Origin of the sequence: Acinetobacter celticus, assembly GCF_001707755.1 — a bacterium.
Classification (GTDB): Bacteria; Pseudomonadota; Gammaproteobacteria; order Pseudomonadales; family Moraxellaceae; genus Acinetobacter; species Acinetobacter celticus.
Genome location: NZ_MBDL01000010.1, coordinates 107,898 through 134,077 on the forward strand (window position 1 = coordinate 107,898; position 26,180 = coordinate 134,077).

General features: G+C 39.6%; 34 protein-coding genes. 1 reads left to right on the forward strand and 33 read right to left on the reverse strand.

Annotated features, from left to right (window positions below; genetic code table 11):
• Positions 1–10 precede the first annotated feature (10 nt).
• The 6 genes from BBP83_RS09535 to BBP83_RS15505 form a co-directional block, all read right to left on the reverse strand.
• On the reverse strand, positions 11–928 hold the full coding sequence (locus BBP83_RS09535) for a phage BR0599 family protein (protein ID WP_068887891.1): 918 nt from the start codon (positions 926–928) through the stop codon (positions 11–13).
• Positions 925–2,136 carry a hypothetical protein gene (locus BBP83_RS09540; protein ID WP_068887893.1) on the reverse strand — a complete coding sequence of 404 codons (1,212 nt, stop codon included), beginning with the start codon at positions 2,134–2,136 and terminating at the stop codon, positions 925–927. Before BBP83_RS09540 ends, BBP83_RS09535 begins: the two co-directional genes overlap by 4 nt.
• A gap of 49 nt (positions 2,137–2,185) precedes the next feature.
• A complete protein-coding gene (locus BBP83_RS15295; protein ID WP_171258082.1) occupies positions 2,186–2,359 on the reverse strand; it encodes a hypothetical protein in 174 nt (57 codons plus the stop codon).
• 514 nt (positions 2,360–2,873) lie between these two features.
• Positions 2,874–3,233 carry a hypothetical protein gene (locus BBP83_RS09545; protein ID WP_068887895.1) on the reverse strand — a complete coding sequence of 120 codons (360 nt, stop codon included), beginning with the start codon at positions 3,231–3,233 and terminating at the stop codon, positions 2,874–2,876.
• 21 nt (positions 3,234–3,254) lie between these two features.
• A complete protein-coding gene (locus BBP83_RS15500) occupies positions 3,255–6,788 on the reverse strand; it encodes a tape measure protein (protein ID WP_068887897.1) in 3,534 nt (1,177 codons plus the stop codon).
• Between the two features lie 388 nt (positions 6,789–7,176).
• Positions 7,177–7,593, reverse strand: a complete 417-nt coding sequence (locus BBP83_RS15505) for a hypothetical protein (RefSeq protein ID WP_068887899.1) — start codon at positions 7,591–7,593, stop codon at positions 7,177–7,179.
• On the opposite strand from BBP83_RS15505, the gene BBP83_RS09560 reads away from it, so the two are divergent.
• Complete coding sequence (locus BBP83_RS09560; protein WP_068887901.1) at positions 7,565–7,861, forward strand: Arc family DNA-binding protein; 297 nt, start codon at positions 7,565–7,567, stop codon at positions 7,859–7,861. The genes BBP83_RS15505 and BBP83_RS09560 overlap by 29 nt on opposite strands.
• An 89-nt stretch (positions 7,862–7,950) precedes the next feature.
• Here BBP83_RS09560 and BBP83_RS09565 read toward each other — a convergent pair whose 3' ends face one another.
• From BBP83_RS09565 to BBP83_RS15305, 27 genes are all read right to left on the reverse strand, one after another.
• Positions 7,951–8,484 (reverse strand): hypothetical protein, encoded by a 534-nt coding sequence (locus BBP83_RS09565; protein WP_068887903.1) that lies wholly within the window; start codon positions 8,482–8,484, stop codon positions 7,951–7,953.
• Between the two features lie 31 nt (positions 8,485–8,515).
• Positions 8,516–9,079, reverse strand: a complete 564-nt coding sequence (locus BBP83_RS09570; protein ID WP_068887905.1) for a hypothetical protein — start codon at positions 9,077–9,079, stop codon at positions 8,516–8,518.
• Positions 9,080–9,158: 79 nt separating this feature from the next.
• The gene (locus tag BBP83_RS09575; protein ID WP_245669736.1) at positions 9,159–9,575 is read right to left on the reverse strand and encodes a hypothetical protein; all 417 of its coding nucleotides are present in this window, start codon (positions 9,573–9,575) and stop codon (positions 9,159–9,161) included.
• Positions 9,576–9,648: 73 nt separating this feature from the next.
• On the reverse strand, positions 9,649–9,885 hold the full coding sequence (locus BBP83_RS15020) for a hypothetical protein (protein WP_078055427.1): 237 nt from the start codon (positions 9,883–9,885) through the stop codon (positions 9,649–9,651).
• 41 nt (positions 9,886–9,926) lie between these two features.
• A complete protein-coding gene (locus tag BBP83_RS09580) occupies positions 9,927–10,397 on the reverse strand; it encodes a hypothetical protein (RefSeq protein WP_068887907.1) in 471 nt (156 codons plus the stop codon).
• 39 nt (positions 10,398–10,436) lie between these two features.
• Positions 10,437–11,372: a phage tail tube protein gene (locus tag BBP83_RS09585; RefSeq protein WP_068887908.1), complete on the reverse strand. Its 936-nt coding sequence runs from the start codon at positions 11,370–11,372 to the stop codon at positions 10,437–10,439.
• A 94-nt stretch (positions 11,373–11,466) separates the two neighbouring features.
• On the reverse strand, positions 11,467–12,246 hold the full coding sequence (locus BBP83_RS09590) for a hypothetical protein (RefSeq protein WP_068887912.1): 780 nt from the start codon (positions 12,244–12,246) through the stop codon (positions 11,467–11,469).
• 95 nt (positions 12,247–12,341) lie between these two features.
• A complete protein-coding gene (locus BBP83_RS09595; RefSeq protein ID WP_078055428.1) occupies positions 12,342–12,776 on the reverse strand; it encodes a phage tail terminator-like protein in 435 nt (144 codons plus the stop codon).
• Entirely contained in the window at positions 12,773–13,147 is a 375-nt protein-coding gene (locus BBP83_RS09600) for a hypothetical protein (RefSeq protein WP_068887914.1), read from the reverse strand. Before BBP83_RS09600 ends, BBP83_RS09595 begins: the two co-directional genes overlap by 4 nt.
• 53 nt (positions 13,148–13,200) lie before the next feature.
• The gene (locus BBP83_RS09605; protein WP_068887916.1) at positions 13,201–13,821 is read right to left on the reverse strand and encodes a hypothetical protein; all 621 of its coding nucleotides are present in this window, start codon (positions 13,819–13,821) and stop codon (positions 13,201–13,203) included.
• Positions 13,822–13,850: 29 nt separating this feature from the next.
• Entirely contained in the window at positions 13,851–14,222 is a 372-nt protein-coding gene (locus tag BBP83_RS09610) for a glutamate 5-kinase (protein WP_415502428.1), read from the reverse strand.
• Complete coding sequence (locus tag BBP83_RS09615) at positions 14,219–14,593, reverse strand: hypothetical protein (RefSeq protein WP_068887918.1); 375 nt, start codon at positions 14,591–14,593, stop codon at positions 14,219–14,221. The genes BBP83_RS09610 and BBP83_RS09615 overlap by 4 nt, the downstream gene beginning before the upstream one ends.
• Before the next feature lie 4 nt (positions 14,594–14,597).
• Positions 14,598–15,215: a HeH/LEM domain-containing protein gene (locus BBP83_RS09620; RefSeq protein ID WP_068887919.1), complete on the reverse strand. Its 618-nt coding sequence runs from the start codon at positions 15,213–15,215 to the stop codon at positions 14,598–14,600.
• Between the two features lie 38 nt (positions 15,216–15,253).
• The gene (locus BBP83_RS09625; protein ID WP_068887921.1) at positions 15,254–16,198 is read right to left on the reverse strand and encodes a major capsid protein; all 945 of its coding nucleotides are present in this window, start codon (positions 16,196–16,198) and stop codon (positions 15,254–15,256) included.
• A 9-nt stretch (positions 16,199–16,207) separates the two neighbouring features.
• Positions 16,208–16,966, reverse strand: coding sequence for a DUF6651 domain-containing protein (locus tag BBP83_RS09630; RefSeq protein ID WP_068887923.1), 759 nt, complete (start codon positions 16,964–16,966; stop codon positions 16,208–16,210).
• Positions 16,967–17,075: 109 nt separating this feature from the next.
• Positions 17,076–17,348 (reverse strand): hypothetical protein, encoded by a 273-nt coding sequence (locus BBP83_RS09635; RefSeq protein ID WP_068887924.1) that lies wholly within the window; start codon positions 17,346–17,348, stop codon positions 17,076–17,078.
• 87 nt (positions 17,349–17,435) lie between these two features.
• Positions 17,436–18,056, reverse strand: coding sequence for a super-infection exclusion protein B (locus BBP83_RS09640; RefSeq protein ID WP_068887926.1), 621 nt, complete (start codon positions 18,054–18,056; stop codon positions 17,436–17,438).
• 47 nt (positions 18,057–18,103) lie between these two features.
• Complete coding sequence (locus BBP83_RS09645) at positions 18,104–19,225, reverse strand: minor capsid protein (protein WP_068887928.1); 1,122 nt, start codon at positions 19,223–19,225, stop codon at positions 18,104–18,106.
• Positions 19,226–19,265: 40 nt separating this feature from the next.
• On the reverse strand, positions 19,266–19,499 hold the full coding sequence (locus BBP83_RS09650; protein ID WP_068887930.1) for a hypothetical protein: 234 nt from the start codon (positions 19,497–19,499) through the stop codon (positions 19,266–19,268).
• 99 nt (positions 19,500–19,598) lie between these two features.
• Positions 19,599–21,011 (reverse strand): DUF4055 domain-containing protein, encoded by a 1,413-nt coding sequence (locus BBP83_RS09655; protein WP_068887932.1) that lies wholly within the window; start codon positions 21,009–21,011, stop codon positions 19,599–19,601.
• Complete coding sequence (locus tag BBP83_RS09660) at positions 21,008–22,300, reverse strand: terminase large subunit domain-containing protein (RefSeq protein ID WP_068887934.1); 1,293 nt, start codon at positions 22,298–22,300, stop codon at positions 21,008–21,010. Before BBP83_RS09660 ends, BBP83_RS09655 begins: the two co-directional genes overlap by 4 nt.
• A complete protein-coding gene (locus BBP83_RS09665; RefSeq protein WP_068887937.1) occupies positions 22,260–22,781 on the reverse strand; it encodes a DUF2280 domain-containing protein in 522 nt (173 codons plus the stop codon). The genes BBP83_RS09660 and BBP83_RS09665 overlap by 41 nt, the downstream gene beginning before the upstream one ends.
• A 58-nt stretch (positions 22,782–22,839) precedes the next feature.
• A complete protein-coding gene (locus BBP83_RS09670; protein WP_068887939.1) occupies positions 22,840–23,481 on the reverse strand; it encodes a putative metallopeptidase in 642 nt (213 codons plus the stop codon).
• Positions 23,441–23,878 carry a hypothetical protein gene (locus BBP83_RS09675; RefSeq protein WP_068887941.1) on the reverse strand — a complete coding sequence of 146 codons (438 nt, stop codon included), beginning with the start codon at positions 23,876–23,878 and terminating at the stop codon, positions 23,441–23,443. Before BBP83_RS09675 ends, BBP83_RS09670 begins: the two co-directional genes overlap by 41 nt.
• Positions 23,879–23,913: 35 nt before the next feature.
• Positions 23,914–24,603, reverse strand: coding sequence for a DUF6988 family protein (locus tag BBP83_RS15300; RefSeq protein ID WP_171258083.1), 690 nt, complete (start codon positions 24,601–24,603; stop codon positions 23,914–23,916).
• Between the two features lie 86 nt (positions 24,604–24,689).
• Positions 24,690–25,046 (reverse strand): roadblock/LC7 domain-containing protein, encoded by a 357-nt coding sequence (locus BBP83_RS09685; protein ID WP_068887943.1) that lies wholly within the window; start codon positions 25,044–25,046, stop codon positions 24,690–24,692.
• Between the two features lie 139 nt (positions 25,047–25,185).
• Entirely contained in the window at positions 25,186–25,362 is a 177-nt protein-coding gene (locus tag BBP83_RS15305; protein WP_171258084.1) for a hypothetical protein, read from the reverse strand.
• Between the last annotated feature and the right edge of the window lie 818 nt (positions 25,363–26,180).

Genomic DNA, 26,180 nt, shown 5'->3' on the forward strand with positions numbered 1-26,180 from the left:
TGAGCACTCCTTACTTAATTAGTTGGGTGTAAATTGGATTGCTATTCGGAATGAATTGATGCCCGGCATAACGAATGTGATTGCTGTACTTTTCATCGCACATCGTTAATGACTGATCACAACCGGGTGCAACCGTCACACTGTCACCCACTTTTAACCCCGCATGCCATCGGTACAGCGTGAAATTACTTGCGGTGCTGGTCGTGATTAAAGTATGTACTCCTTCTTTCAGTAATAAGCCCAAATTCAGCCAGTGGTCTGGATAGACTTTGGTTTCCATGATCGGATCACCATTTTCAAAAATGGGATGCCCCTGCTCATCCAGAACTGGGTGTCCATCTTCGTCTAACACTGGAATTTGCTCAAACACTGGATGACCTTCAGCATCCAAAACCTGAGTGGGATTTACAGTGAATGTGATATCCAAACCCTCAATTGCGGTGATAGTGACATCAAAGGCCCAGTCATCAAATTTAAGTCCACACCAACGGTCATAAATGTTGTTCGGGCATGAATATTGAAACTTACGGGTCAGGATATTGCGATTTAAATACGACTCACCTGTTTCACATACCAAGGTCAATGTATCCGCATCTTCATCAAATTTTGGCTGTGTGACACGACCTTTGTGCAGTACCAATGTTTCATCACGATATAGCTCAAGAATCGTAACAGTCACACCGCCATAGAAGATTTTTCCTGCAAATACCAAAGCCAAATCTGCACCTTCTGCATTAAGTAAATTCATCTGCGGAAAAGTCACTTCGGTATCACATTTATCAATACTTTCATCTTCAATGGCTGTACGTTTTAAGCCACGAACTGGAAGATATTCAATGCCTGCATGGCTGACTACTTTACGTTGGTCTGTAAAAAACCATGCACGTGCACCATGCTTAAACTGGTATAGCTCTGCTCTATTTCTCATGATGTCAGCTCAACAATGGGGATGGTCACTTGTGTAATCTGTGCCCCTAGAAATTGGAATTCGATTTGATCCGCATCAAAACGATGTAGGCCCAAATAACATATGGTTTGAATGTCATTGCGATGTGCATTAATCGCAGGTGAAACAGTGAGTGAACCACCGGTCTTGCCCGTAATTTCATGCGCAGTCCATGTACCATTTTTACGCTTCACCGCAATATGCTTGCGATCTGCTTCTACGACGTATTTGGTATTGGTACTCAGTGAGGTAGTGATATTCCCCGTGTTGAGAATATTCAAATGCTTTTCATATAAAGGCATCCAAAATTCTTGATAGCGCCCCATGCGACGAAATAAAAACTGACGATATTCTGTGTATTGATCCCAGCCTTTTAAAATCGATTTAAAGGGTTTTAGGTAGCGTGGTTTTTTCCAATGTGTAAACTGCTGAAAGCCACCCACATCGGCATCTACAATATTTTGATGCTGGGTCAGCGTCATTTCTAATGAATTTCCATCCAACAGCAAGGGTTTGAAATAAATATCTTCGCCCTGGTACTGTTCAGGAATATCACCACTATGCTCGGGTGAGTCTTCGGCAAGAACGCGGAACACAATGCTAGAACTAGACCAAAACCCGCCCGTATTGACGGATGCATCGCCATCGATGATGCAAATCCGCATTGGCATAATTGAAGCATTCGAAACCGTCACATTTGAGCTAATTCGAAAACCACCTTGATATTCAGTTTCTAATTCCTGAATAATTTCATTGGTTTCAGGATCTCGAATTTCTTCTTGAATAACGATGTAGCGACCGATACCAATAAGTTCCACAGCCTGAAAGCCTGTAGCGCTTTCAATTAAAGCAAAACCGACTCGAAGGTCGGCTGGGTGCACATTAGTCGGCATGATAATAAAGTCATCGTTATCAACATCTGGGATGATTTGCCGAAACTGTGGCAGTGGAATGCCCCACTGTTTACGCAAATTTGCATACAGCATATGGAACATGTCACCCATGGCTTTACGCATATTGATGTAGTTAAAGCTCAATATCTGGCGCGGTGCATCACGGGAAATATAACGCTCTTCACTGCCATCAAATGACTCATGAACTTCGGTTTTGAACTCCAGACGTTCGGTTGAATCAAGCAGAGGGCAATTTGTTAATACGTGCACCTCACCGTATGATGTTTGTATTTTCATTTTGTCCTCGAATTTTAAACATTAAAAACCGACCTCGGTTTGGGTCGGTTTATTTCAGTACTTCAATTAACTTGGCTACTGCAATCAATATTGGCGCAGCCTGCCAAATGCATAAGCCAACTATCACAAAACCAGCAATAATGTATGTCCAAATTCTTAGCTTTTTGCTTTCAGAAATTTTATTCACTGCTTTATCAACCTTTAGATCTAGGTTAAAATTCATTTATGTTTTGATCCTCAAGTCTGCTTTGTGGGTTGGAATCAAAAGACCTCAGTGCGCTAACACTGGGGTTTTTGCTTTTCTGAACTTTAATAAATGTTGCAATCAAAGATCAGGCGGAAGAACTTCCGATTATTTTTCATTTTCTAAAAACTGAACTTTTAAATCCTCCGGCCCAATTTCCAAACTCTTCATTGCTGTTAACTGGCATTGTGTGTGAAGTGAAAATAGGCAAAGATTTTTGTTCCCAATTTTGGATAGCCCGAAAAAAAGCCCCACATTTCTGTAGGGCTTAGTCTAAAGCTATTAAAAATAGGCCTTTTGGCGTTTTTCCTGATTTTTAAAATCGTGATCAATGTTAATTTTTGAACAAATTTAGAATCAGGAATATTGAAAATAGACCACTTTTAAATATGTTATGGGAATAAAAACATAAACAATGTCTTTTCTCTCTTATATGTGTCCCACTAAATAAAAAAGCCCACTAAAGTGAGCTTATATGGTTTTTTAAAATTTATTACTTCTGTTCAATCTTGCCTATGTTAAAAGCATCGATTGAATCGAGATCAACTGATATATAAATCCCATTGGATGAGGGAATCATTTGGTTGCCTGTCAAATAAGTCGCATCTTTTAAATACAGAGATGGTTCTTCGCTGAACATATCCTCATCACGAACTTCGCCAAACATTTCATTTGAGTAATCGAGCATACGCTTTAAGTGCGAGTTTTGTGGAGCAGCATAAAACTCATCCTTAGTGGTAATGGTCCCGCTAATTAATACACCTCTAACACTTAAGGTAATATCAAACCCCTTCTCTTCAGTATTCCGATTGGCCATAATATTGGCTTGTATTCGAATAAAATTATTTTGCATCTGCCTCTCACTTGTAGTTAATTAAGCCTTTAACATCCCATTTCTTTTTAAATGATACATGACAACCTTTTCGCCTTTTTTGCCGTACATTTCATTCATCATATCTGCACGATCATCAAAGATTCCAACACGTACATTACTTTCGATAGGTTGTGGATTAGCCGTCTGCGCCTTAACATTCGCCTGAGCCTGCTTCTCAGCCTGAACATCAGCACCGCGATTAATAGCATCCACAGTTCCCATGCCAACGCGGTAGGTGTCTTGTGGAGTAACTAAACCGCCATCCGAATAACCTTTGGGTGGCTGAGATGTTCGCATGGCTTCCACCACATTCACACCGCCCCAACGCTTGATATCCTCCTGTGACCAAACCACTTCACCTTTATGAACGATACCTGCGGGATCGAACTTACCGCCAGCACCAGTGAAACCACCGTCGGCATAACCAGTTGGTTGTGCGACAGAACTAATAATAGATGCAATTTGCGCACCTTGGGCCATGGCACCAGCAATCATTGGGATATTGTATGGAAAGCCCATCTTTGAAGCTTGAGCGATATTCTGCCCCATTGCTAACGCGGCTTGAGCTACTGCAAATGCTTTCTCGACTGCAAAAGCAGCTGCATAGGCTTTTGATTTTTCACCGAAGATCGCACCCATCATCGTAGACATGCTGGATGCCATTTGCTCGCCATACCCCAACTGCAATTGAACAGAAGACACTTGGTAAGCATTTTCAATGGCGATCATCCTGTCTACATACGCCTGATATGCCTGCTCTTTTAGTGCGTAGTTTTCACCAGCCATTGCAAGCTCAGCATCAAATAAAGCTTGGGAGGCATCAAGTCGATCAAACCGTTCTTTTTCAAAATTGAATTGATCTGTCGTGCCCGTCATTTCAGCATTAATACCACCCCATTGCTGGACTGCGGTATTTAGGTTTGTGCGCTTTTCTTCAGCTTGCAAGGCGTTTGCAATTTCTAGTTGCCGATTACGTTCTTCCAAATCTTGAGCACTTCGAGTTATACGAATGCGCTCAAGCTCCCAGTACCGTTCAGACTGAGCATTAGCACTTATTAATCCTTGTTGCATCTGAAAAATGCGCTGTTCTTTGGCTAGTTGGATTAGGCCGAGTTCGTGAGCACTCTCTTTGTCAGCAGAATCTTTTTTTAACTTGCGTTCTTCTACTAATAGCCCTTTGGTGGAATCAACACGAAGTTTCTTAATATTTGTCTGAGCTTTTAGTTTTTCAGACTCAGACATACTGTATTCACTCAATTCGAAATCAAGTTCTGTTGCATAAAGCTTTTTTCTAGCCTCAGATATAGTTCGCGCATCACCAATCATCTTTGTTTTTGAATCCGACTTTAATGATGAGTTATTGATTTTTTCAATTTCATTTTTTAAGTCAGTTTCAATTCGGGTGAATTCACTGGTGTAGTCATAGATAAGACTTTTCGCATCCTCTAAAGCCTGTCTTGTATCGCGCTCTAATTCTTTTGCCTCTTTTTTTTGCTGAGTTAATGCTACTTTCGATGCCTTTGCAGAGGCACTTGCTGTGGCTTGAGCTACTTTCTGGCGAACCTCTCTCTGTTTATCCACTGCATCCAACTCATCAAGCATCTTCTTCTGCTCAATAGTTACGCCTTTAAACCCCTTCTTGGTATTCTCGTTATAGACCTCTGTCCATCGAGCAGCAGACTGACTGGATTTACCTTGCTTTTCGAATGCATTTTGAAGTTTCGCTGAGAATACATCCGAATTTAACTTGGTATTAACCTCTGATAGCGCTGATGCTAAATTTCGAACACCAGCAGCCGCATTATTACCAGCAGTGCTAGTGCTATTAAGCTCCCCACTTAGTTGGGAAATAAATTCTTTCTGGGTTTTAGCAGCTCCCCCTGCCTCATATACGGCTTTCGCAAAATTAGCTGTTTTATCCTTTGCATCTTGCGAAACTTTGCTTGAATTTTGAACCGATGTATTAAATCTATCTAGATCACCAGTTTTTTGGTATTCAGCAAAGAGCTTTGATAATTCAATTTGGGATTGAGATACAAATTCCCCCATATCCCCCATATTGCTCGCGTAAACCATAAGCTCAGCCGATGCTTTACGGTATGCCTCGGTCAATTCATCTAGTTTTTGTCGCTCAGCTGCCATTTGTGCATCGCGCTGAATCCCATTTAATTCTCGGTACTTAACAATGGCATCACCAACGGCCTCGTTATTTTCCCGCAATGACTTTGTTGATTTTTCTGAATTATCACTTAGAAGCATATAACCTGCGGCTAGAGCCGTTACACCCAAGGTTAATACGCCTGTCCAACCGCCCACCAACCCAAGTAAAGTTGATCCAATTTTACGACTATTATTTAGAGCATTTTGTGCAGCGGTTTCTGCAACTACAGCACCAGTGGAATTTTTAATTGCAATATTATAAGCAACCTCAGCCATAGCTAAATGCTGTGTGGCACGCGCTTGCTCATCTTTATTTTTAGCATTCACTAATGCCAATTGAGCCATTCTTAACTCTTGAGCAGCCAAAGAAGCAGTTTGTCTTGTGCGATTAACCTCAACTGTAGCTAATCGAACTTGGCTTTCAATTTCAGCGGTTATTGATGCGCGTTTTTTATATGACTCATTGATAGAGCCACGAATGGCAACCGTTTGCTCCGCAATTCGCTTTGTTAAATAAGCAACACCTCCTAGCATTGCCACATTTGCCACAGACTCTAGATTTTTTGCTAATTCCCCAAGCGCACCTGCCATAACACCTGTTGCACTTGTTGACTCGTTGGCTTTGCCAAGGTAAACAGTCACGGCGTTAGACAAAGTTGTAAAACCATCGGCCAAGCTGTTTTCCATGTTATTCGCGAGCTTTTCATTCTGCTCACGTGTTGCAATCAATGTTTTGATCAAGTCTTCAAGTGAAACTTTACCTTCAGCACCCAATTTACGGATTTCAGCTTCAGTTTTGCCTGTTGTTTTTGCCATATCTGCAATTACATTGTCAGCACCAGTAACAATAGAGATCCATGCATCACCATCAACTTTGCCTTTAGCCATAGATTTACTAAGTGCATCCATAGCAGACTGTGCTTGATCTATACGTGTAGCGTTGTGTGTAAATGAAAAACTAAGGGAGTCAGTTAAATCCAAAGTATCCTTTGTGGTTTTCCCTAGCGACTTCATACCACCAGCCATACTTAGGTAAACCTCTTGGGCTTCACCAAGTTGACGATATGTTGTGTTGGCATTGGCAAGCAATCGGTCTTGCACTAATGTGTATTCCTCAGCACTTGCGGTCGCATTTCGAATACGTGCAGCCATTTGCGTATAACCATCTGCCATAGCAATAGCTTTATTAATGGTTAACAGGCCACCCATGTAGCCAACTAAGCTTTTAATTGAACTCGACATTTCAGTCATTTGAGTGTCGACTTTAATGCCTTTAGTTGTTAGATTTTCAAGCTCATTGGCGACTGCCCGTGTGTTTCGTTCAGCATTACGTGAGTCAATTTCAATGACTAAGCGACTGGTTTGTGTGGTCATATCACTTTCCTTTAGGCATAAAAAAAGCGCCTTCGGGCGCACAGACAATAAAAAACCGACCTCACAGTGGGTTGGTTTAAGATTTAATTGCCGAAACTAACTCGGGGGATTTCCATGCAAGTATCATCAATATAATGATGAGTGTTACCTTCCAGAAACCATATTTATCCATGATTGCCTCTACAAATTTAATAATCACTGTTATACTTTCAGGCATAAATTTTCTTTCCTCTAGCTTTTCTCGGTTAAGTGGATACAAAAAACCCCGATAGCTACCAACTGTCGGGGTTTTTCTTTGGGTGTAAAAAAACCACCGCGAACGATGGTTAATTAATTCTCTCTTACAAGTGTAGCTCTATTAAAAAAACCTCCCGAAGGAGGTTCTTGTTTATTTATTTCTATACTCCAATGCCATTCTTTCCGTGTGAGTTAGATGCCACGAGTAGCATTCAACTTTCTCATCAATACCTAATCGGGTTGGTTTATCAATGAAGTAAGTTGCAAAACTGTGACCATCAATAAAGTTATCATTTATTGCACCAGCCATCCGCGGGCTGATAGTGCGAATAGCTGGGCCAAATTCTCTCCACCACTTATAAACCCACACCATATGCAAAGCCAAGCCATAAGCGTTATCTCGATAATGCTTATCTACTTCAATCTTATCGGCTTTAACTTCCTGCTTTTCAGCCTTCACTTTTAAATCCATTACCTCTAGATAATGCTTTGCATCTTCAAAGTGAATAGCGCGTAATTCACGATATGTACCCTTATATTTGAAGTGGTTTTTTAAACGACTCCACATACTCGCAATTGTTCCACCATCAAAACTCAAAGAGCAAATTGAGAAGTCTGCTAATAATAATGAGCGCTCTATTACAGCCGAGCTTGTTGCACGCTTAGAACAAAGTCTTGCTTTATATCCTGAAGATCATCCGATAAATATGTCTCCAGAAGAGCTAATGCAACGCACAACCCAGACCGTTGCCAAAGAGGTGGTTGAGGAATTTATTGAAAGGATGAAGAAAAACGATTTGGGAAATATTAAAATTGAGTTTATTGAGAAAAAGTAAATTAGCGCTACCCCTTCTCAAACCTCTAAAATGAGGTTTCACTCCCCATATGTGAGGAGCATTAAAAAAGCACCCTAGGGTGCTTTTGCTTACTTTATATCATTAACAACATCATCTAAGTACCAGTCTTTAGCAAAGGTATTCACATCTTCTATTTGCTTGCCTGTCACCCCTAACCAACCACCAGTCCAAGATCCATATTGTGGTTCACCATCTAGTGTGTATACGTTCTCAGGCATTGTTCGCAGTGTGTAGATAGGATTTTGAAATTCATACTCTTTACCCAGTTTTTGAAAATAATCGCCCTTGAAATAGAATTTATCCTCCCCCTTGTAGCCAAGATAAACTTTATTGAATTGCTTATCTTTTGTTTTTTCAGAAAACTGGAGCATCACTCGACTCACATCTAGTGCACTATTTTCTCCAGATATACCTCGGAGGTCATACTTTAACTCAGCTGGATTGATAAACCATTTGTAATGAACCCAAACCTTTACACCCTCATTCCTTGGATCGCCTTTTAAAACACTTACCATGTGTCTTTGAAGCGAGAAATAATTCACTGTAAATATGCTTACTACAGCAATAATAATTCCCAAAGCTACTATTTTTAAAGTTTTCATATTTTAATACCCCGTAAACAACGCAATCAATCTATAGCTTTTCTTCCGCTTCGTTAAAACTCTTGGTATTAAATTTAAACTGTTTTAAGCCATTGTTATAAAATGGAACTTCGACAATTATTGTTTTAAATGTTCTAATATTTTGAAGGAATGGTTTTGATGAACTACCATCTAGCACAAGAATAGTCCCATCACCTCCCTGAGTGTCATACTCATGAAATCTTACATCTTGAACTGGGTTATTGCCAAACTTTACGGACACACTGCAACCATAACTACCACAATCATACTGGCCCCTATCAATTGTTAAAAAAATTCGAGCAGACCCTCTTTTTGAATCAAGCACATCTAATTGTAATCTGTTCTCACCATCATAAGGAAAATCCAGATCTGCATTATTTCCTGAACGCAAAGCAAGCCACCTTGATTCGGTATTACGCATCTCATCCCTATTAACCACGACCCGCCACTCACCCTCTCTGGATTCAATACTTGGTCTAATCTCATCTTTCGCAATGTTGGGCTGGTTTGCATTTTCGCTCTTTTCACACCCAGCCAGCCCGACCATTACAGCCAAAAATAGCACCTTCTTCATATAAAACCCCTCTTATAAGTATTCACAAGATACTAATTTACCGCATAAAAAGAAACCGCCACTTGGGCGGTTTGTCATCTTAAGGTTTTGGGTTTGTTAGTATCAATGGCTTTTCATTGCTTAAATTAGCCATGCCATTGACTGTTCTGCAATGAGGCTGGCTCATATCAAGCACTTGCGTACCTTCTACCCGATAGCCAATTTTACCCACAATAAAAGCATGATTAAGGCTTGAGATTACAACATCAGTTAAGGCCACTGAGCATTTATTCTTCTCAATCGCCTTATCCATTGCAGTCTTCATATTTGGAATGCCAAGCGGAAATAATACAACAGGAACCGAATCATCTGCCGTAACGCGCTCACCTTTCACAAACTGACTGGAGTTAAGGTTGTAGTTTTTGGTGCTGGCAACTGTTAAATCAGCCATACGTACGCTACACCCACTCGCAGTTAATCCTAGCCCAATCATTGCTACTACTAATAATTTTTTCATGTTACCCCCTAAATTAAGGTGATAAATTACTCATTTTCTTGCAAAAAGTCTAGATAGGTAAAAGAAAAGCACGCTAAGATGATTTTCCTACCCGCCTCCTCACATCATCCAAAAACAAGTTATCCAGAGCAAATACACACTCAACAAAGATGTGTAACTCGCACGGCGCTTCATACAGCTCAAGATATGAATTGATACTACTACCATCCAATGGCATAGCCACGGGATGATAAGAGCGTGCTCGAGCAATCACATTAAATGCCGTCACAATGGCATGAGCTGTAAAGCTAAACTCAGGCGCATCATCCAACTTTCGCCCAAGCTTATCGCGGATCTTCTTCTGATACTCTGTTAAGCCTCCGTCTCCAGCATGCCATCGGTAGAGCTTTGTGACTTTCCCAGTGCATCGGCTTTAGCTTGATCTGCTTCCAATTGGATCTGTTCAGCATTTGCTTTGACAAACACCCATACAGCAATACCAATATCACCCATGCTTAAAAGTTTAATTGCATTTTCGGGTGTACAAGGCTGTTCTGCTTCCTTCCCATTTTCAGAGAAAACCACACCTTTCCAGTCTTCAATTAAGTGGCATGCTGTAGCATCCAAAAGAAGCTCATGATAAAGCTTGTCTTCCGCACTGGCCGTGGAAACGTTATAGCCCTTGGAAGCAACCTGATTCTGTGCCCGCTCCAATGCTACCCGGTAAGGCTTATACGCCTCGCCACGAATCTTGAATTCTGCCAACACATTACCTTTGGCATCTTTGTATTCTTTCCAAAGAGAAATATTTTTGCTCTTCTGAATTTCTGCTTTTAAAGCCATTTTCTTATCCCCAAAATAATGCCCCTTTCGGGGCTATGTTTATACTTCAGTGCGTGTAATGGTTGGCGCTTCTTTTACCTGACGGAATTCCATAGCTAACGTATGGTCATCATTTTTATTGGTATCGGAAAGGCCATCATTATCGAGTTCTAACTTGGTGAAATTGAACCCATAAGCATTACCCTTAGAGTCTTCTAGACCAATTTCCGCAGTCATGTTTTGGCGCGACTCAACATAAGGAATCCATGCTTTTGAAGTTGTGGTTAAGGCCAGCGTCACATTTAGCGTGATACTCACATTACCTTCGGTATAGCGGTTCGGAATCAAGCTACCATTCCCCAAACATGGTTTAGCGGTCAGGTTGTTATTAATCGTGATTGTGAATGATTCAGCGCATGCTGTACCGACAGTACTTACACCACTAATCTTAAACTCGTTCACATTAATAGATGACATGAACGGTGTTGTGGTTGCTGGCAATGGCGAATTCACAGGACTAGCAACAGGATTGCTATAGCCCGTTGCATTGATTGAAGCACTACCCGTAATTTTACCTTCAGTATCTCCCTGAATGGTCAGCTCACCAATGCGACAACCTGAAAACACTTGAATAAAACCGACTTTCTTATCGTGCTTCACAATCGTATAGGTTGGTAAGGTATCGCCACCAATTTCAAGCGTTGATACAGATGGCGTGCCTGAATCAACAAACATGTTGCCTGCCACACCTTCAAAGAACATGTCTTGGCTAAGCGCTGATAACTCGTACTCAACATTTCCGACCGCTTCTGCAGAAGTAGCGACTGAACCCTGCTCAAAACGAGAATCTACAATTTCATCAGATTGAGTCAAAGACACTGTCTTTTTCAATGAGTCTGAGTTACGGCGCAATGTATGCCACTCAGGCGCTACAGGTAATGTATTCGGTGTTTCTTCTTTCGCAATGTGGATAACCACATCGGTGCCTTTGGACATGGCTGTCTCCTAATTTTAGGCGTAAAAAAACCGCCATGTAGGCGGTTATTGGATTAAATTATTTAACTATCTTCAATCATATCCATTAATTTGGTTAATCTTGAATTAAAGAAAATGCATTCAATAGTTCTTCCTCTTGAATACTTGGAATCGTGTGTAAATTATCAAACAAAAAATTATGTATTTTCTTATGTTCTGCAACTAGATTTAACTCATCAATTGCACAATCATCCTTTGTACATGAGGCACCTTTCACTTGATTCACATAATTTCTGAACTTCACTTCATCAGCATTTTCAGTTTTTAACAATTCGAATAACTCGGTAATGAATTCAATATATTTATCTCTATTTGAAATCCGAAATGCTTTATCAGGATCATGAAAACAAATTGAAGCTAAACCATGACCTATAATTTCTCCATAAGCAGTTTCTTCAGCAGTATTTAGCTTGCCTTTAGTATGTGCATATGAATCACCTAATGCATGTATTAACAATCCAGCTTTACGAATGTTTGGCTCGTTCAATGCTTGAGCAATAGCATTTTTTAAATCACTTCTTCTTTTTTGAATTTTTTTATGGTTTCCACCATGTAGGCTATGAACTTTATTGTAGATAAAACTGCGCCATTCTTCTCCAAATTTAAAGAATTGCCCAGTAGCGCTGAAATCTTTTGATTCATCTGGGTATTCAGAATAAAAGGATAGCCACAAAGAATCATCTTCACTTCTACCCGCAAATCTAGAAATTAAGTACGGTGTATCTAAATGCCCATAAATATTGTACATCGGCACAACATGTAATCCACCCAGTTTAGAAATATCTATTTTTTCTAGATTTGTTAACAAATCTAATTCTAAATTATCTTCACTCATTTTTTATTCTCAGTACAAGTATAATAAGAGGTCTAACATTAGAATTAATATAAATTATTTTCCACTACAAAATGATAGATAGTAATACTTAACCCCTAGTTCACCACATAGGCCACATTCACGTTGTACTGGTAATAACTCATGCTAGATGGGTCGCCAATCGCGCTGGAATGACCCGCATCAATAATATTTGCTTCACGTAGCTCTAGGTGATCAATTCCATAAAACTCCATGTGTTCAGCCCACTTATCTGCCAATTGAGATAATGCATCTGTGCCTGTATTTAACGGCGCAAATAGCTGAATAAAAATAATCCCCGTCGTTCTGGTACAAGGCTTATCTCCCATACCTGTAATGAACTTCCCCGCATTATTTACGGTGATCTTGGCCCATAACTCCTTTTCAGGTGGCTCAAATGGCTTGCCTTCATGCAATGGGTTGTTCGCCAACTGAATGTGCTCTTTAAGCATTCCAGTGAATGCGCCCACACGCGCAAGAATGGCCCGCAAGGCTTGGGTATTTGTCATCATTTGTACTTCTCACACACGTATTGAAATGACAAGGCATAAACGCCATTTGGCGCCTGCATACTATGGCCGTTTTCTAATGCCAATCCATACGGGCTATTCGTTTGGATATAGACCAAGCCACCAAATTGGGCTGTAGCTGCGACTTTAAGGCCTTGGGCTAAAGTTTCAGAGCCTGATTCGTCATATTCTTTTTGATATGTGCTATCAGGTGAATCCAGCGTAACTTTGTGCGATGCGCGGAACTCTCCGTCCATTACTGGTGATCTTAGGACGACCTGTTGCAAAACTTCACCTACAATTTTTTGAACGTGCTGATCAGCATCTTTCAAAGCAGTTAAAGCAAAACTAGAAGGTTTATTTTTCCATGACATAAATTTCACCCATTAAAAAACCCACCGAGGTGGGCATTGCATTTCTGGTTTTTTTACTTCAAACAATAAGATAAATCAAACATCTTTTTAATAATAATTTCAAAGTTTTCTTTATTTGCCACCATTTTTTCACCTTGAAAATTCATCCAGAATTCACTATTTTCTATAGAGGTTCTTCTAAAGTTTTGACTTATCAAATTTGGCACCGCTTTCATTTTTTCAATCTGATTGTTTAAAGTAACTACATCCTGAATGTATATCTCATTAAGATGTCTTGAGAAACTCTCATATTGTTTAGCAAACTCAAAATTAGAAGAATATTTATACGTCACCAAAACATTAAATTCACTTTGGAGTCTTCCTCGCTTTACTACTATTTGACTTAGAGTTTGCATTTTACTCAACGATGCTTCATCGTGGACTCTAAATGTTAATGAAATTCCAGTATTTTTAATTCCCCAGCTTCTTAAATTACGATCTAATGAGGTCAATCCATTGTTGCCAGCAGAATTACTTAAAAGATCCGCTAAATAAAAATTAATTCTATCAACCATATTTTTAGCGTTTTCCAAAAATTGAGTTGATATATTCTGATGCTCCTCTTTTACCTGATTTGCATTTTTGAGAATTTCTATATCTCTCTTTCCGATTTCTTTTAACTCATTAAATTCCATAAATCCCCCTTAATTCCAGAAGAATATTACTAAACTTTCCGCAACTGGCAAACCCAAATAGATCCTGTTGAATCAGCGCCAATATTCACCACCCTAAATCGCCCTTTGCTTATAGCCCATACGTCACTAATTTGTGGCACCTGTGTGACTTCATTCTGCAATACTGTGGCCTTTGAATCTGTTGATTGGTAATCCATTGGCTTAACCATATCTTTCAAATAAGAGCCAAATAGAACACCGCGCCCGCTATAGGCTTCCACGGTTATCGTCGGATATGTCTGCGTTTCAAAATCAAAGTCACCTGACTGGATTTCTTTAGAACATGTAAATGTATCAACAGCATCAGCAAGTTTTTTATCAAAAGCTTTGGCTACTTTAGATTGAATCTTATTTTTAATCATGCCCGATACACCTTAAATGTAAATCCTTTTGACTTTAGGTTCAGTGAAGCAATGTATGCCCGAGCGATTTGCTCAAACTCAGATATTTCAACACTACCTTCGGCAAATGTTTCACTGACTTGCACGGTATCCGCTTTAACACTCTCACTTGTCGTTTGACGAGCAATGCCAGCGTAGATCACACCACCCTGAATACCCTTGATAATTTCACACGACGCATCTTTTAGAAGTTGGTCAATCGGATCGGGAACAAAGCCAACTTCATTCCGCATCCATGTATTCGCTAATTTGATTAAACGAGCCTTATCACTATCATCGGCAAAGTCCGCCCCAAGGATAGATTCAGCTTCGGCAATAGCAATAAAGCTCATGGCGTTATTCCTTTGAAATTAAGAGTGCCAATAGGTCATCTTTTTTGGCATCAGATGGAAATTCAATGCCTTTCAATTTCAAAACATCTTTCAGCTCATCAACCTTCATTTTTGAGTAATCAACCGATTGAAGTTCAACGATACGGGCTTGCATTGCACCAACATCATTTTTGAATGCAATGAATTCGCCTTGTCCTATGTCCAACTGTTCTTTTGTGTTGGTTAAATCGAGTGCGACTGCATCAAATTGCTCTACTGGAACTAAGCCAGTTAAATCGGCAGGCTCGCCCTGAATCAGTCCAGCTTTTAACATTTCCATTTGTTGTTTCAGGTCATCATTTTCAGCGACAACCTTTTCACATTCCGCTTTGGCTTGATCGATAGTGGCTTGTAGTTCTGGTGTGATGCTAGCTTTAACGTCAATTGTTAGAGGCTTAGCTTTAGGTAGCTCACGCACCTCAACATCAACACCTAACTCTTCATAGTCAGCTTTGATATGGGGATAGTCACCATAGATCACGACCGACTGAGCATTTGATTCAGGTTTTAAATAATATTCGGGATTCTGAAATGATCCCTGCTCATCAATGCCTGAGCTCTTTTTTGCATAGATAATTTTCAATTTTTTCTCCCAAAAAGAAAGAGGGCTAATGCCCTCTTTTATGGTGTGCCTGACAGATCAAGCAATGTGCCCGCAGTCATCTTGTTGCTGGTTGCATACTTCTGCCAGTTGGCATCTGCACCAAGCAATGCCAGTGTCGGATTTGCACCTTTTGATGCATCCCAAGAATAACCAAGGATATCCAGATTAAACGTACCTTCAGCACGCATACCGATAGCCAAGTTTTCTTCATCATTGATATCGTACGCACGGAAACCCGGTGCCTGTGATTCAGTCACAGTTAATGCACCTGCCTGTAAACCAAATGCATCATTGTCGCCAACCATATCGGTCACTAAAACAGGTTTACCAAGTGTTCCTGGTAATCCACCATAAATCACTAATTCAGATTCACCGTAAACCTGATTGGTTAAAGCCTCATCCACAATATCGAAATACGTGTCAGAGTTCATAACCCATAACGAGATACGGCCAAACTTGTCACCAAATTTACGCATGCCTTTTGTCAAAGCCTTACGACCATCTGTGGCAATACTACCCTTAGCAATCATGTCAGGGTTACTTGTGATAGCGGCTTTAAGTGCTGTTAAACCATATTGCAAACGACCAGCTACCAATGCATCAGCTAAGTCATAACCAATGATTTCTGCAAACTCTTCTGGTGAGCGTGCACGGCGTTTAAAAGCTTCTTCAGTAGAAGAATATGGGCCATATTTGTACGGCGTTTTAATACCAACCATTTCACCAGCACCAATCTTCTTCGGTGTGACCTTTGCAGTAGAATTCACATCACGGTGCTCAATACCACCACCAACACGATAGAAAGATTTCTGATCAAAATCACCTTGAATGACGTTATTTACATAACGGATTGCACCATTTGATGCTTGGTTAAACACATTCAAATTATCCTGCAAACGTTCTAAATACGCTGTTTGGGCTAATTGGTTATAAATAACCATGTCACTATTTACTGTAGTCATTACGACTCCTTATTTTGGAAGTTTTAAATATGATTCTTGGCCATGGTTTTTTAAGTAATCAGCTTTATCCTTCGCGGTCATATCACCACGTTTAAGTCCAGAATTTTGACCACCACCTTGGAATCCACCACCCGAACCTTGACCACCTTTTAAAATCGAATCTTTGTGTTGGTATCCACCAACCAGAGATTCCAAGGCTTCGTCAAAGTCAGCGACTTCACCTGGGCGAGTGCGTGAATAGATTTTTTGACCATCCGCACCAACGGCCACGACTTTGCCATTTTCGATTTGGAAGTTTTTCCCGAACTGGGCTTGGATCATGTCTGCGGGTACAGCGATATTGTCTTGAATGTACTTAGAACGAGCGAAGCCACCACCAATAAGTTCGTTATGCAGTTGGGTCTGGAAAGCATCACGCTCTTGAACAATCGGAGCATATTTATCTTCAATCGCTTTGATTGCTTCAGCTTTTACTTTTTCGATTTCACCAGCATCCACCAGTTTTTTGTCATCGAAGTTTTTCAAAGTTTCTAAAGCTTTTTTGGCTGCTGCTGGGTCTTCGATACCGTCAAAACCCTTAAGCTTTGTTTCCAGTTGTTCTTTGGCTTCACGATGAGTTTTAGCCTCACCATTCAGGCGTGAAATCGTAGCAACCGTGTGTGCTGCATCGTGTGGTGCCTCTTTGCCATCGTCATGAATATAGATAGGTTTATCACCATCCACTTCTGCATACGTTTTACCTTCGATGGTTACTGTTTTAAGTTTCATAAGTCATCCGACCCTATTTCTAAAATGAGCATCCGCTCGTTACGCTGTCCGCATCCGCTTTCAGCAGGCAATAAAAAAGCACCCGGTTGGGTGCTCTATTTAGATTTGGTTATTTGGCTTTAAATTTGTTGTGATCTGCTGTACATGCAGCAAATGCGGCAAACCATATTTTAAACCAATGATTTGCAGTATTACGCATTACAATTGCATCAGCTCGACCATTATTGAATTTAGGCCTAATTTCGTATTCCATAGAAAATTTATTGAATTCAAGAACCTTGTGATGATCTTCGAGATTGGTTTTTTCAAGTTCCTCTAAAACCTCATGTTCAAAAAGCCATACTGTTCGCTCTAAACCTATTTCTTTTGGCTCTTTAACCATTTTCTTCTCACATAAAAAAGACCCCTTCGGGCCTAAGTTTGAATTTGATTTGTATAAAAAATTCTATCTTTAATAATTTAGATATTCTTAATACCCGAATAAATTTCTGTTTTCATTAACAACACGTACACTCTCTGGTGTGTGGTTATATATAAGCTCATCAAGTAATTCCTTTTTATATTTATTGGAGTATATATCGGGGTACGTTTGAGCTAATTTTTGCATCATTTCGTTTGGTAGCTTTAGCATTGCTGCTTCACCCGCTCTCGTCATTCTTGCAGTATTACTTGCTAAGGATAAAATCCCTGCGTTAAGTAACTCTACAACTTCTTGCCCCCTAAATGGCAGCCAAATAGTCTCGGATTGTTGAATGAAAAATTGAAGTAAAACTGCTTTTTCTTGATTTGTTAGATTGGTAATCTTCACATCAATTAGTTTTGCTAGCCTTTTTTGATCTCTACTACTTACAAATACATTATGGAAGAAAGTAATTATGGACTTAATACAAAGTACTATTATTGTGATGGCTGAAACTAGAAATATAAGACCGATATAGTTTTTGTACTCTGCTTTAATTTCATTATAGCCTGTTAGATCAGCTACCCCCATTACATTGTAAGAGAGTAAGCCGGCTACAATACAAACGACATAAAGTAAAATATTGTGTGTTCTAAAAATATCTAGAATTGCTTTAAACAAATTTTCCATAAAGAATATTTTAAATGATTTTATGTTGGATTAATTTATCATAAAAATCACAACCCTACCGCCTCAAACGTCTTTTTATCCAAAGCCCTAAGCTCAGCCAACGTATAACCACGCTTATTTAATGGATCGGCAAACTTATCAATACTGTACTCGCCCTTTTTATAAAGTTCGTACTTTGACTTACCAAGCCAAGTCTTTTTAAAGAACTCATCCGATTGTTCAAAGAACTCCTTGAATGATGTATTGGCATCCAACTGCCCAATAAGGTGATTACGCTCTTCTTTGGGAATATCCTTAACTTTTCGCTCATCCATTACAAATGGTCGTTGACCTGCAATGTTTCCATCCTTGTCACAACCAACATATGTTGTGCGGTTGTGCGGATGCACTGGAAAGCGTGGTCTAGTCGGATCATCAATGTGATAAACCTTGCCATCAATTGAAGCACAGTATTTACATGTACGACCATCCAGTGTGGCCACAACTTTTACATACTCATAACCAAGCGCCTTATACACATCAATATATGCGGCATTGGATACGTGACTGCGTGCGGTTCTTACCTGACGCTCAATGACATAACGTTCTGACTGGAGCAATCCATCCTTATAATCAAGCGACTTTCGCCCTTTAATTCGATTGATAATCTGCTGATTAGTCTGACCTTGTGAAAATCCATCACGAATGACGTATTCCACTTTCTTACGCAAACTGGCAGCAATATCAGCAAAGAGATAATCAACCAACTGGCCACCGGAGAAAGGCGCCTTTTTGGCTTTCTGATATAGCTTTTCACCATCAGTTTTAAGTGTCTTGCCCATCAAAGTGACGGTATAACCAGCCTCATAAACTGCCAAAGCAATAGCAGACTGCTCAAATATTGTAGGTAGCTCTGTACTTAATGAGGAAAACCACTCGTTTAAAGTGGTTTTAATTTCTTCAATATTCCGACTGGCTTTTGCTCTACTTGAAAAGTTAAGACCTTGTAAGGCTTTACGCTCTGAATCAGTTAGATCTTCAAACAGCTCGCTTAATTTAAGCAGTTGCTCATTGGATAACTTATCAAAGACCTTGATCAGATCATTGACGTTCTGAGAGGATGCACGATATAGATATGCCTGATGTTGAATCAGCGCATCAAGTAAGGCTTTTTGCGCTGATACGTTCATAAATTTAGCTCATTAAAAAACCCTCACTAGGAGGGCTAAATTAGTTCATTTTCCATGTAAACGGCGTGTCGTCACGAGTTGAAACTCCAACCTCGTATCCTAAAAACTTCATATCCACCATACCTGTATCCATTGGGATAGTTTTAATAAAATCACTTTGTTCACTCAGTAAGCTTTTATGAGTGTTAGCGCTTACTGATAGGTAGTTTGGCACTGAATGGTTTTGATCTATGTAATCAAAATATGCTTGTTTTATTTGTTCTGGCAAAGTCATTTTATACCTCGGCAAATAATTTGAGTGAATTGCAGAAAACCAATAGGTTGATAATCTGATTTAGGCGCTCCCCCTTCTCGCTCAATAATTGTACATGAATTATTCAAGACCACCATCATTCCGCTGTTCTATTTTCTTCTCAATTTCTTCCCATTTTTCCTCTGAGAAGATGCCAGTCTGTTCATACTGATACCAGACCACCCAAGGCAGGTTACCACCCACACACGCCTCATAAAGACGCTTAGCACGTTCCTCACTGAATTTAGGCTTGTTGAAGTCTTGGGAGATGACATAGTTCAGTTCATCAGGACTTAAATCATGATTTGGCAATGAAAACTTCGCACACCATCGCAAAGCCATTTGAAATGCTTCACTGATATTCGATACGGCGAGCGATAAAACCGAATGTTGTACAGAGTCTTCATTATCGGCTTGAGTCGCAGTCTTATTTGCCGATCCAACCTCAATAAGTCGAGCACCCATCTCTTTCATCTGTGCCCATTTATCAGTCATGAGCGTTTTAGCAAGATTATTTTCTTTCGCCTGAACAATCTCAACCTTTGTCGGGAACCCAGAACGACCACCAATAGCCAAGCCATCTTTTTGGATAATTTTATATTGCTCGGTTGTGACTGCTGGCATTGAGATGATCGGTTGACCAACTACAAAGCCCGATTCTTCAACATCGGCACTATTTCGATAATGTGCAAGATTGATATCAGCAAGCTCCAATAAAGGCGCGTTTCCAATCTCATCCGTATTGTCTACAGCACCACAAAATGTGAATGGAATATAGGACCATGTTTTACCGTGATAATCGGTAGGAGTATATTTAGTCCCTTCAATCCATTCGCCCTTTTCATTCTGCGTGTGGATTTGGACTGTATACACATGACCAGTTTCATTTTCTTCTAAACGCAATACACGATATTGATCTTTAATTTCACGACCAAAGCCATCAGCACTTCGAGTAGCTACAGATTCTCGAATCTTCACAAACGAAGTCTTTTTCTGATTACCGACAATAATATGGTCCCAGTCTTCAACCGAAGCTGCTTTCAAAATATGAATCATCGGGAAAGCATTTTTTAACTTGTCCTCAGCACGGTTTCGAGAAGGTGCAACTTGTGGATAATCTACATAAACACCACAGCGATAATGCTTTGAAATAAGTCGCAGTGAGTGCTGTGATGCTTGATAAATACTTCGACCTGAACCATCTGCGTTTCGATCTAGATATTCCAAATCATCTGGACGCTTAAAATCAGGCAGCTTATTAAATGCAGATCCAACATGACTATTCAAAGTTCGTCCAGTCACACCATAAAATACAGCACGATCTAAATACTCTTCATACCGATCCTTATCCCCATCCCCAAAAGTAATAGGAACGGGTAAATAGGTTTTACCCTTTGCCTTAACTGCTTTCTGACCTTCACAAACATCATCTACTTTTGTCCAAAGATCGATGTGCTTGAGATAATCAGCATGTTTAGATGTAATGCCTTTCATCTTCTTCTTCCAAAAATAGGGATATCGAGTCGGGTGACTGGTTTAATAATTGGGAAACGCTTAGCTAATGGGTAACCACCGGCATCACCAACGTGATCAAGCCCAGATTTCTTATCTGGCATACCAAAATCGTCGTAAACCTGTTGCTCTAAGGTTTCAGTAAAACGTGGACATTTATTCGTATTCACCAATAGCGTACGTTCATTATCACCATTTAGAATGAGTGCATTCACCGCATTGATACGATCTTTAATGGCTGGGTTTATTCCATCAACTTCAACTGTAAATCCTTTATCACGTAAAATTTGATGATCCGACTCACTACTATTTTTTGATGAAGTCGATTGCCCTGCGGCATCTGGTATTACCGTCATTTCATGAAATGGAAAACGCTCAATAAGTAATGTGGCCATCGTCGGTGTATCACGTACACCAACCATTTCATCTAACGCCAATGGCTTACCCTCACGAATAACATAAACCACGGCAGCCATTTTTAAGACGTTGAAGTCCATCCCGATGATCAAATGTTCACCTGATTTAATTTCTTCATCGGTATGATTTAGTTTTCGATCAAAGTCTGGATATACAGCACCACTGGTTAAATTGACAAACTGCCCACGCAAATACGCTGAAATCAACTGAGGTGGGTAGGATTCATATAACGATGAAATATAATCATCGGGTAAATTGGCTTCATTGTCATAAGTAGAAGCCTGAATCATTCCATACAGCGCACGCTTTGCAGGGGTTAAATTCGCCTCTTTTACAAACTGCTGATGTGTGAACTTAAATCCCTCAGGTGTAGTTGCAACATCAATACCATTTATAAGACCGGGATGTTTCACACGCATACGAGCGATAATTTTCCGCCATGCTTGCTGGGCCTTAACCGTTGGCATAACATCCAACTCATCAATCAAAGCATGTCCAATCTTAAAACCTACAATCGTTTGAGGCTTTTCCATCGATCGACAAATAATTGTGCTTCGATACTGACGACCATAGTAGATATCCACTTCTTTATTTGATTCATAAATCTTGGTCTTTAATCCCCAGTCAAATGCCACCTCATCAATAGTCGGAAAGAAGATATCCCGAATCTGTGGATAGGTTGGTGCAAAGTAACCTAATGGTACCTTAGGAAATTCCCAAGATTTATCGCATAGGCTTGAACAACCTACCCACGTCTTTCCTGATCCAAAACCAGCAACAAATGCACGAAACTTATTTTCTAGCTGTAAGAAATTAGCCTGAGGTACATTCAGGGTCGGATTGATGTTCGGCATTTTCTTTACTCGCATCTACGACCTGAATGGTCACTTTGACTGGAGTCGGATCATCTGCCCCCTCACCATCACCGTTTTTAATCTTGTCAATTTCAAGTTGCTTTAACTGAGCATCTAGCAATTGTATTTCGTAACCCTGCATTTCATCTTTAATTTGCTTTATCAGTTTGGTTTTCATGACACGATTGCCAGTAAGGCCGTTATACATTTTCTGTAATTCAGTAAGACGAACAGCCTTATTTGCCAAAGGAATGTCATGAATATTGGTCTGAAACTCTTTTCTAGTTCTAGTAAAAAGATCTTTTAATTTTTTACTAAGATTCTTACCTGTTGCCTTTGTTGGATCGTATAGCGCTACCTGTTGTCGCAATATTTCAATGTTAAATTCTTGCTTTACAGACTCCACTACCTGTTGAGGGGTTTCAAAGCAAGCAAGAGATTGAACTATAAAGATTTTTATAGGCTCCCTTAATGTTGCCATAAATGCCCCTTTGTAAAGCTACGTAAAGCAAGATAGGCAAAAAAAAGAGCCCTAAGGCTCAATTAATCACACACGTTCCACAACACGCTGAAATATTAGTTTCTGAAACAAACGGCGCATTCTTCGCAATTTCAATAAGGCGTTTGACTGATTCATCTGCGCCCCATCTTTTGGTCTCACCGAAGAACACTTCTACATCATGGCCCGCAAGATAATGCTTAGGCAGACCCGTATTATCGCTATAGATTGGCTCACCGTCTGCATCTCGCTCTACCCCAATGTGATACAGCTCATGTTCGATGAGTCGGCAAAATTCACGGTCAGTCGTATTTTCACAATAACTTGCATCAATGGTAATGAGGTAAACAGGTACGGCGCCAAACCAGTCTCGCATCTGTTGCTCTTGGCGTGCTTTCTTCCATCCACCTTGGTTAAACATCACTTTTTCACATTGACCCAAGACCATTCTCTTTTTGGCAACACATGCAGATGAAGCCCAAGCAAACGCTAAAAAGTTCTCATCATCGTGAATCAGTTCTGCAATGTGGTCATGATCTGGGTTGTGAAGTTCACCGCCAATCGTCAACCAGTTTTTAATGACCCAGTCTTTCAAATCCACGGCGGGCGCAAGCAGAATAGCTTCTTGTTCTTCTGCTCGGTCAATTAGGTCTGTCGGTGGAAATGGTCTCATCTGTTCCATCCTCTAATCTCTCTAACTGATCTTTAATCCACTGAATGACATAACCCGATTCAATATGATCAGGCTCAAAGCGTATATGCCTATAACCCATATCTTCAGCTAAATCATATTTATTAAATGCGTTTGCGATCTTTCTTCCACCGCGACCAACCGACCATGGGCTACCCGCTATTTCAATAAGAAGTTTCAACTTCACAATATGAAAATCGAATCGCCAATTTTTGGTAGATTCAAATTGAAATTTGCGCTCATAGCCAATCAGGTGTTCTTCTAATTCTTGAAATAAGGCTTCTTCCGCTTCCAGATATGCTTCTTTTGCCTTAGGTAATAGTTTGGCACGAGGCTTAGTTTTAGGTGGGCGTTTCTTGGTTTTCCAAAAATAGCTGTCAACATCCATAAATTGCGCCCATTAAAAAACCGCCCGAGAGAGGCTTATTTTAATTTTCCATCTGTGTAATATTTTTCAACCCTATCTACCATGGCTGGATCAGCATCTTCTTCTAAGTAGAAACAAGGTCGATACTTTTCTATATAAGAGTTTATTAAATACTGCTTATCTGGAATCGTGTGTTTCAACATAATTTGGGCTGCTACCGTAATTAAATTGTTAGACTGCCCTAACATCGGATAAAGCAAGTCACTTTTAAAACCCATTACATTTCTTGTAAAGGCTTGTTTACCAGTATGTACGAAGGAGTTTAATTGCTTTAGATGGTATTTTTTAAAACCACATAGGTGATCTATGATTAGCTTTGCTTCTAAATCTGCATTACTAAGCTTATCCAACATTTCGCTCACCGCTGGGCATGTATCACTTTCGAACTGCTCCTCAAAGGTATAACTAAAGTTTAGCTTTGATACTTGATGGTTCGTAGCAATAAATAAAAGCCAGTACGCCCTAACGACCGCCTCAAATTGAGACCTTAGCAAAATCATTGCTTGGGTTGGTAATCCAGCCACAAGTAAGCTATTAACCCCTATACCATGCTCAAATGAAATATAGATACATTGCTCAACCAATTCTAATCTGGGCCCACAATCCATTACATCGCTATCAATGATTTCTTGCTTGAGCTCGGTTATCATTTTTAAAGACAATTCAAATAATTTTTCTTTATTCACAATGACTTCTTTTATAAATAAAACAATATCTTATTATTCAACTCATTAAAAAACCACCCGAAGGTGGTTTTTATACACTTTTAATTTTAAGAAAAATCTAATTCTTTTTCAAAACGTTTTAATTCATGACGAGCCATAGCTAAGTTAGCCTTTTGACGATCTAAAACAAGGTATAGGAATAATGAATCATTCGTATCAAGTGGGCGAATCAAGTGATATTGCTTACCCAAAGTGATTAAAATATCCTCAATCGAATCATTCAAGCCTAAAGATTTTGCCACTTTACGTTTAGCACGAATTACTTCTGTATTTCCAGCTGCAGCAAGCTCTAAGTCTATGCCTGATCCCATAGTAGCCAAAGCTAAGCCACTTTCACTTTCAACAAGTGCGCCAACTACAAAACCATCAATATCGTTTAAAGCTTCCAAGCTTAATTTAGCCATTAGTAACAACCCCTTTATGGAATAAAAAAATAGGAGACAAGTTGTGTCCACCCAAACTTAACATTCACATATTTCAGTAATATTATCAATGGTAAAAATTTACCTTTTATATCAAAACCCATAAGAACTTATTAAATAATTAGAAGATATGTAACGTTTCACGCAAATTAGCAATACGTTCTTTCAGCCGAATCATCACATTATCAATTGCGATTAACTCATTATGTCTTAAACCTGTTCGACTCAAGTTTTGATATTTACTCAGTTCATCACAACAGAACTGCAAATCTTTTTTAGCTTGTACACGATCTGTCATGATTACCTCGAATAGAAAAGAAAAACCCCGCCAACATCTAGAATGCGACGGGGTTTTATATGCCGTAATACGTTCGGCGAAACTAGGTTATCTCTTTAACCTTAAGGCAATCTCGACAAAACTTTAATTCACCATCAGTGCAGTGATGAATTTCAGTCACACCATGAAAGCCGAATAAGCATTTTAAAAATTGGAACATTTGATTCTCCTTACACCGGAGCTTACACCGGAGCTAAGTTTTAATTTGGTGTAATTCCACCATTTAGATGTGACCTCAACGATATGGTACCCTCACAAATGAAGTTACCATCAGCAGGGTAAATGTATTCTTATGATTTTAAAGGTATCGAATTCGATCTAATTAAAACTGGCATATTCGCCATAATTAGAATCTTAGTAATAAAAAGCCCGATCAAATGACCGGGCTTTCGTTGTTATAATCAATTGAGCTTATTTTTCAATATCAATTCAATTCGACTGGTAGTATCAAATATACTCATTTCCGCATATCGCCAGAAACAAAATATTCGCGTACCAATAAGATATTTTTGCTTAATGTAATCAGAGGCCTTACCTCTATGAATTTCTCTTGCATTGAATCGAGCTTTATCTAGCCTGACTACCCATCCCTCTAAATCACCACCAATACAAATGTACATCCTTGCTGTCCATTTGATTAATTTTCAACCATGCCATGAGAGCCTCAATTTGCTCACATTATATTCATAAAATAAATTGCACATTTATTCCGTACGGCCCATATATCTAGGCGCCAGCTGTATTCATTTTTAAACCAGTTAAGGGATAAAACAGCTGGC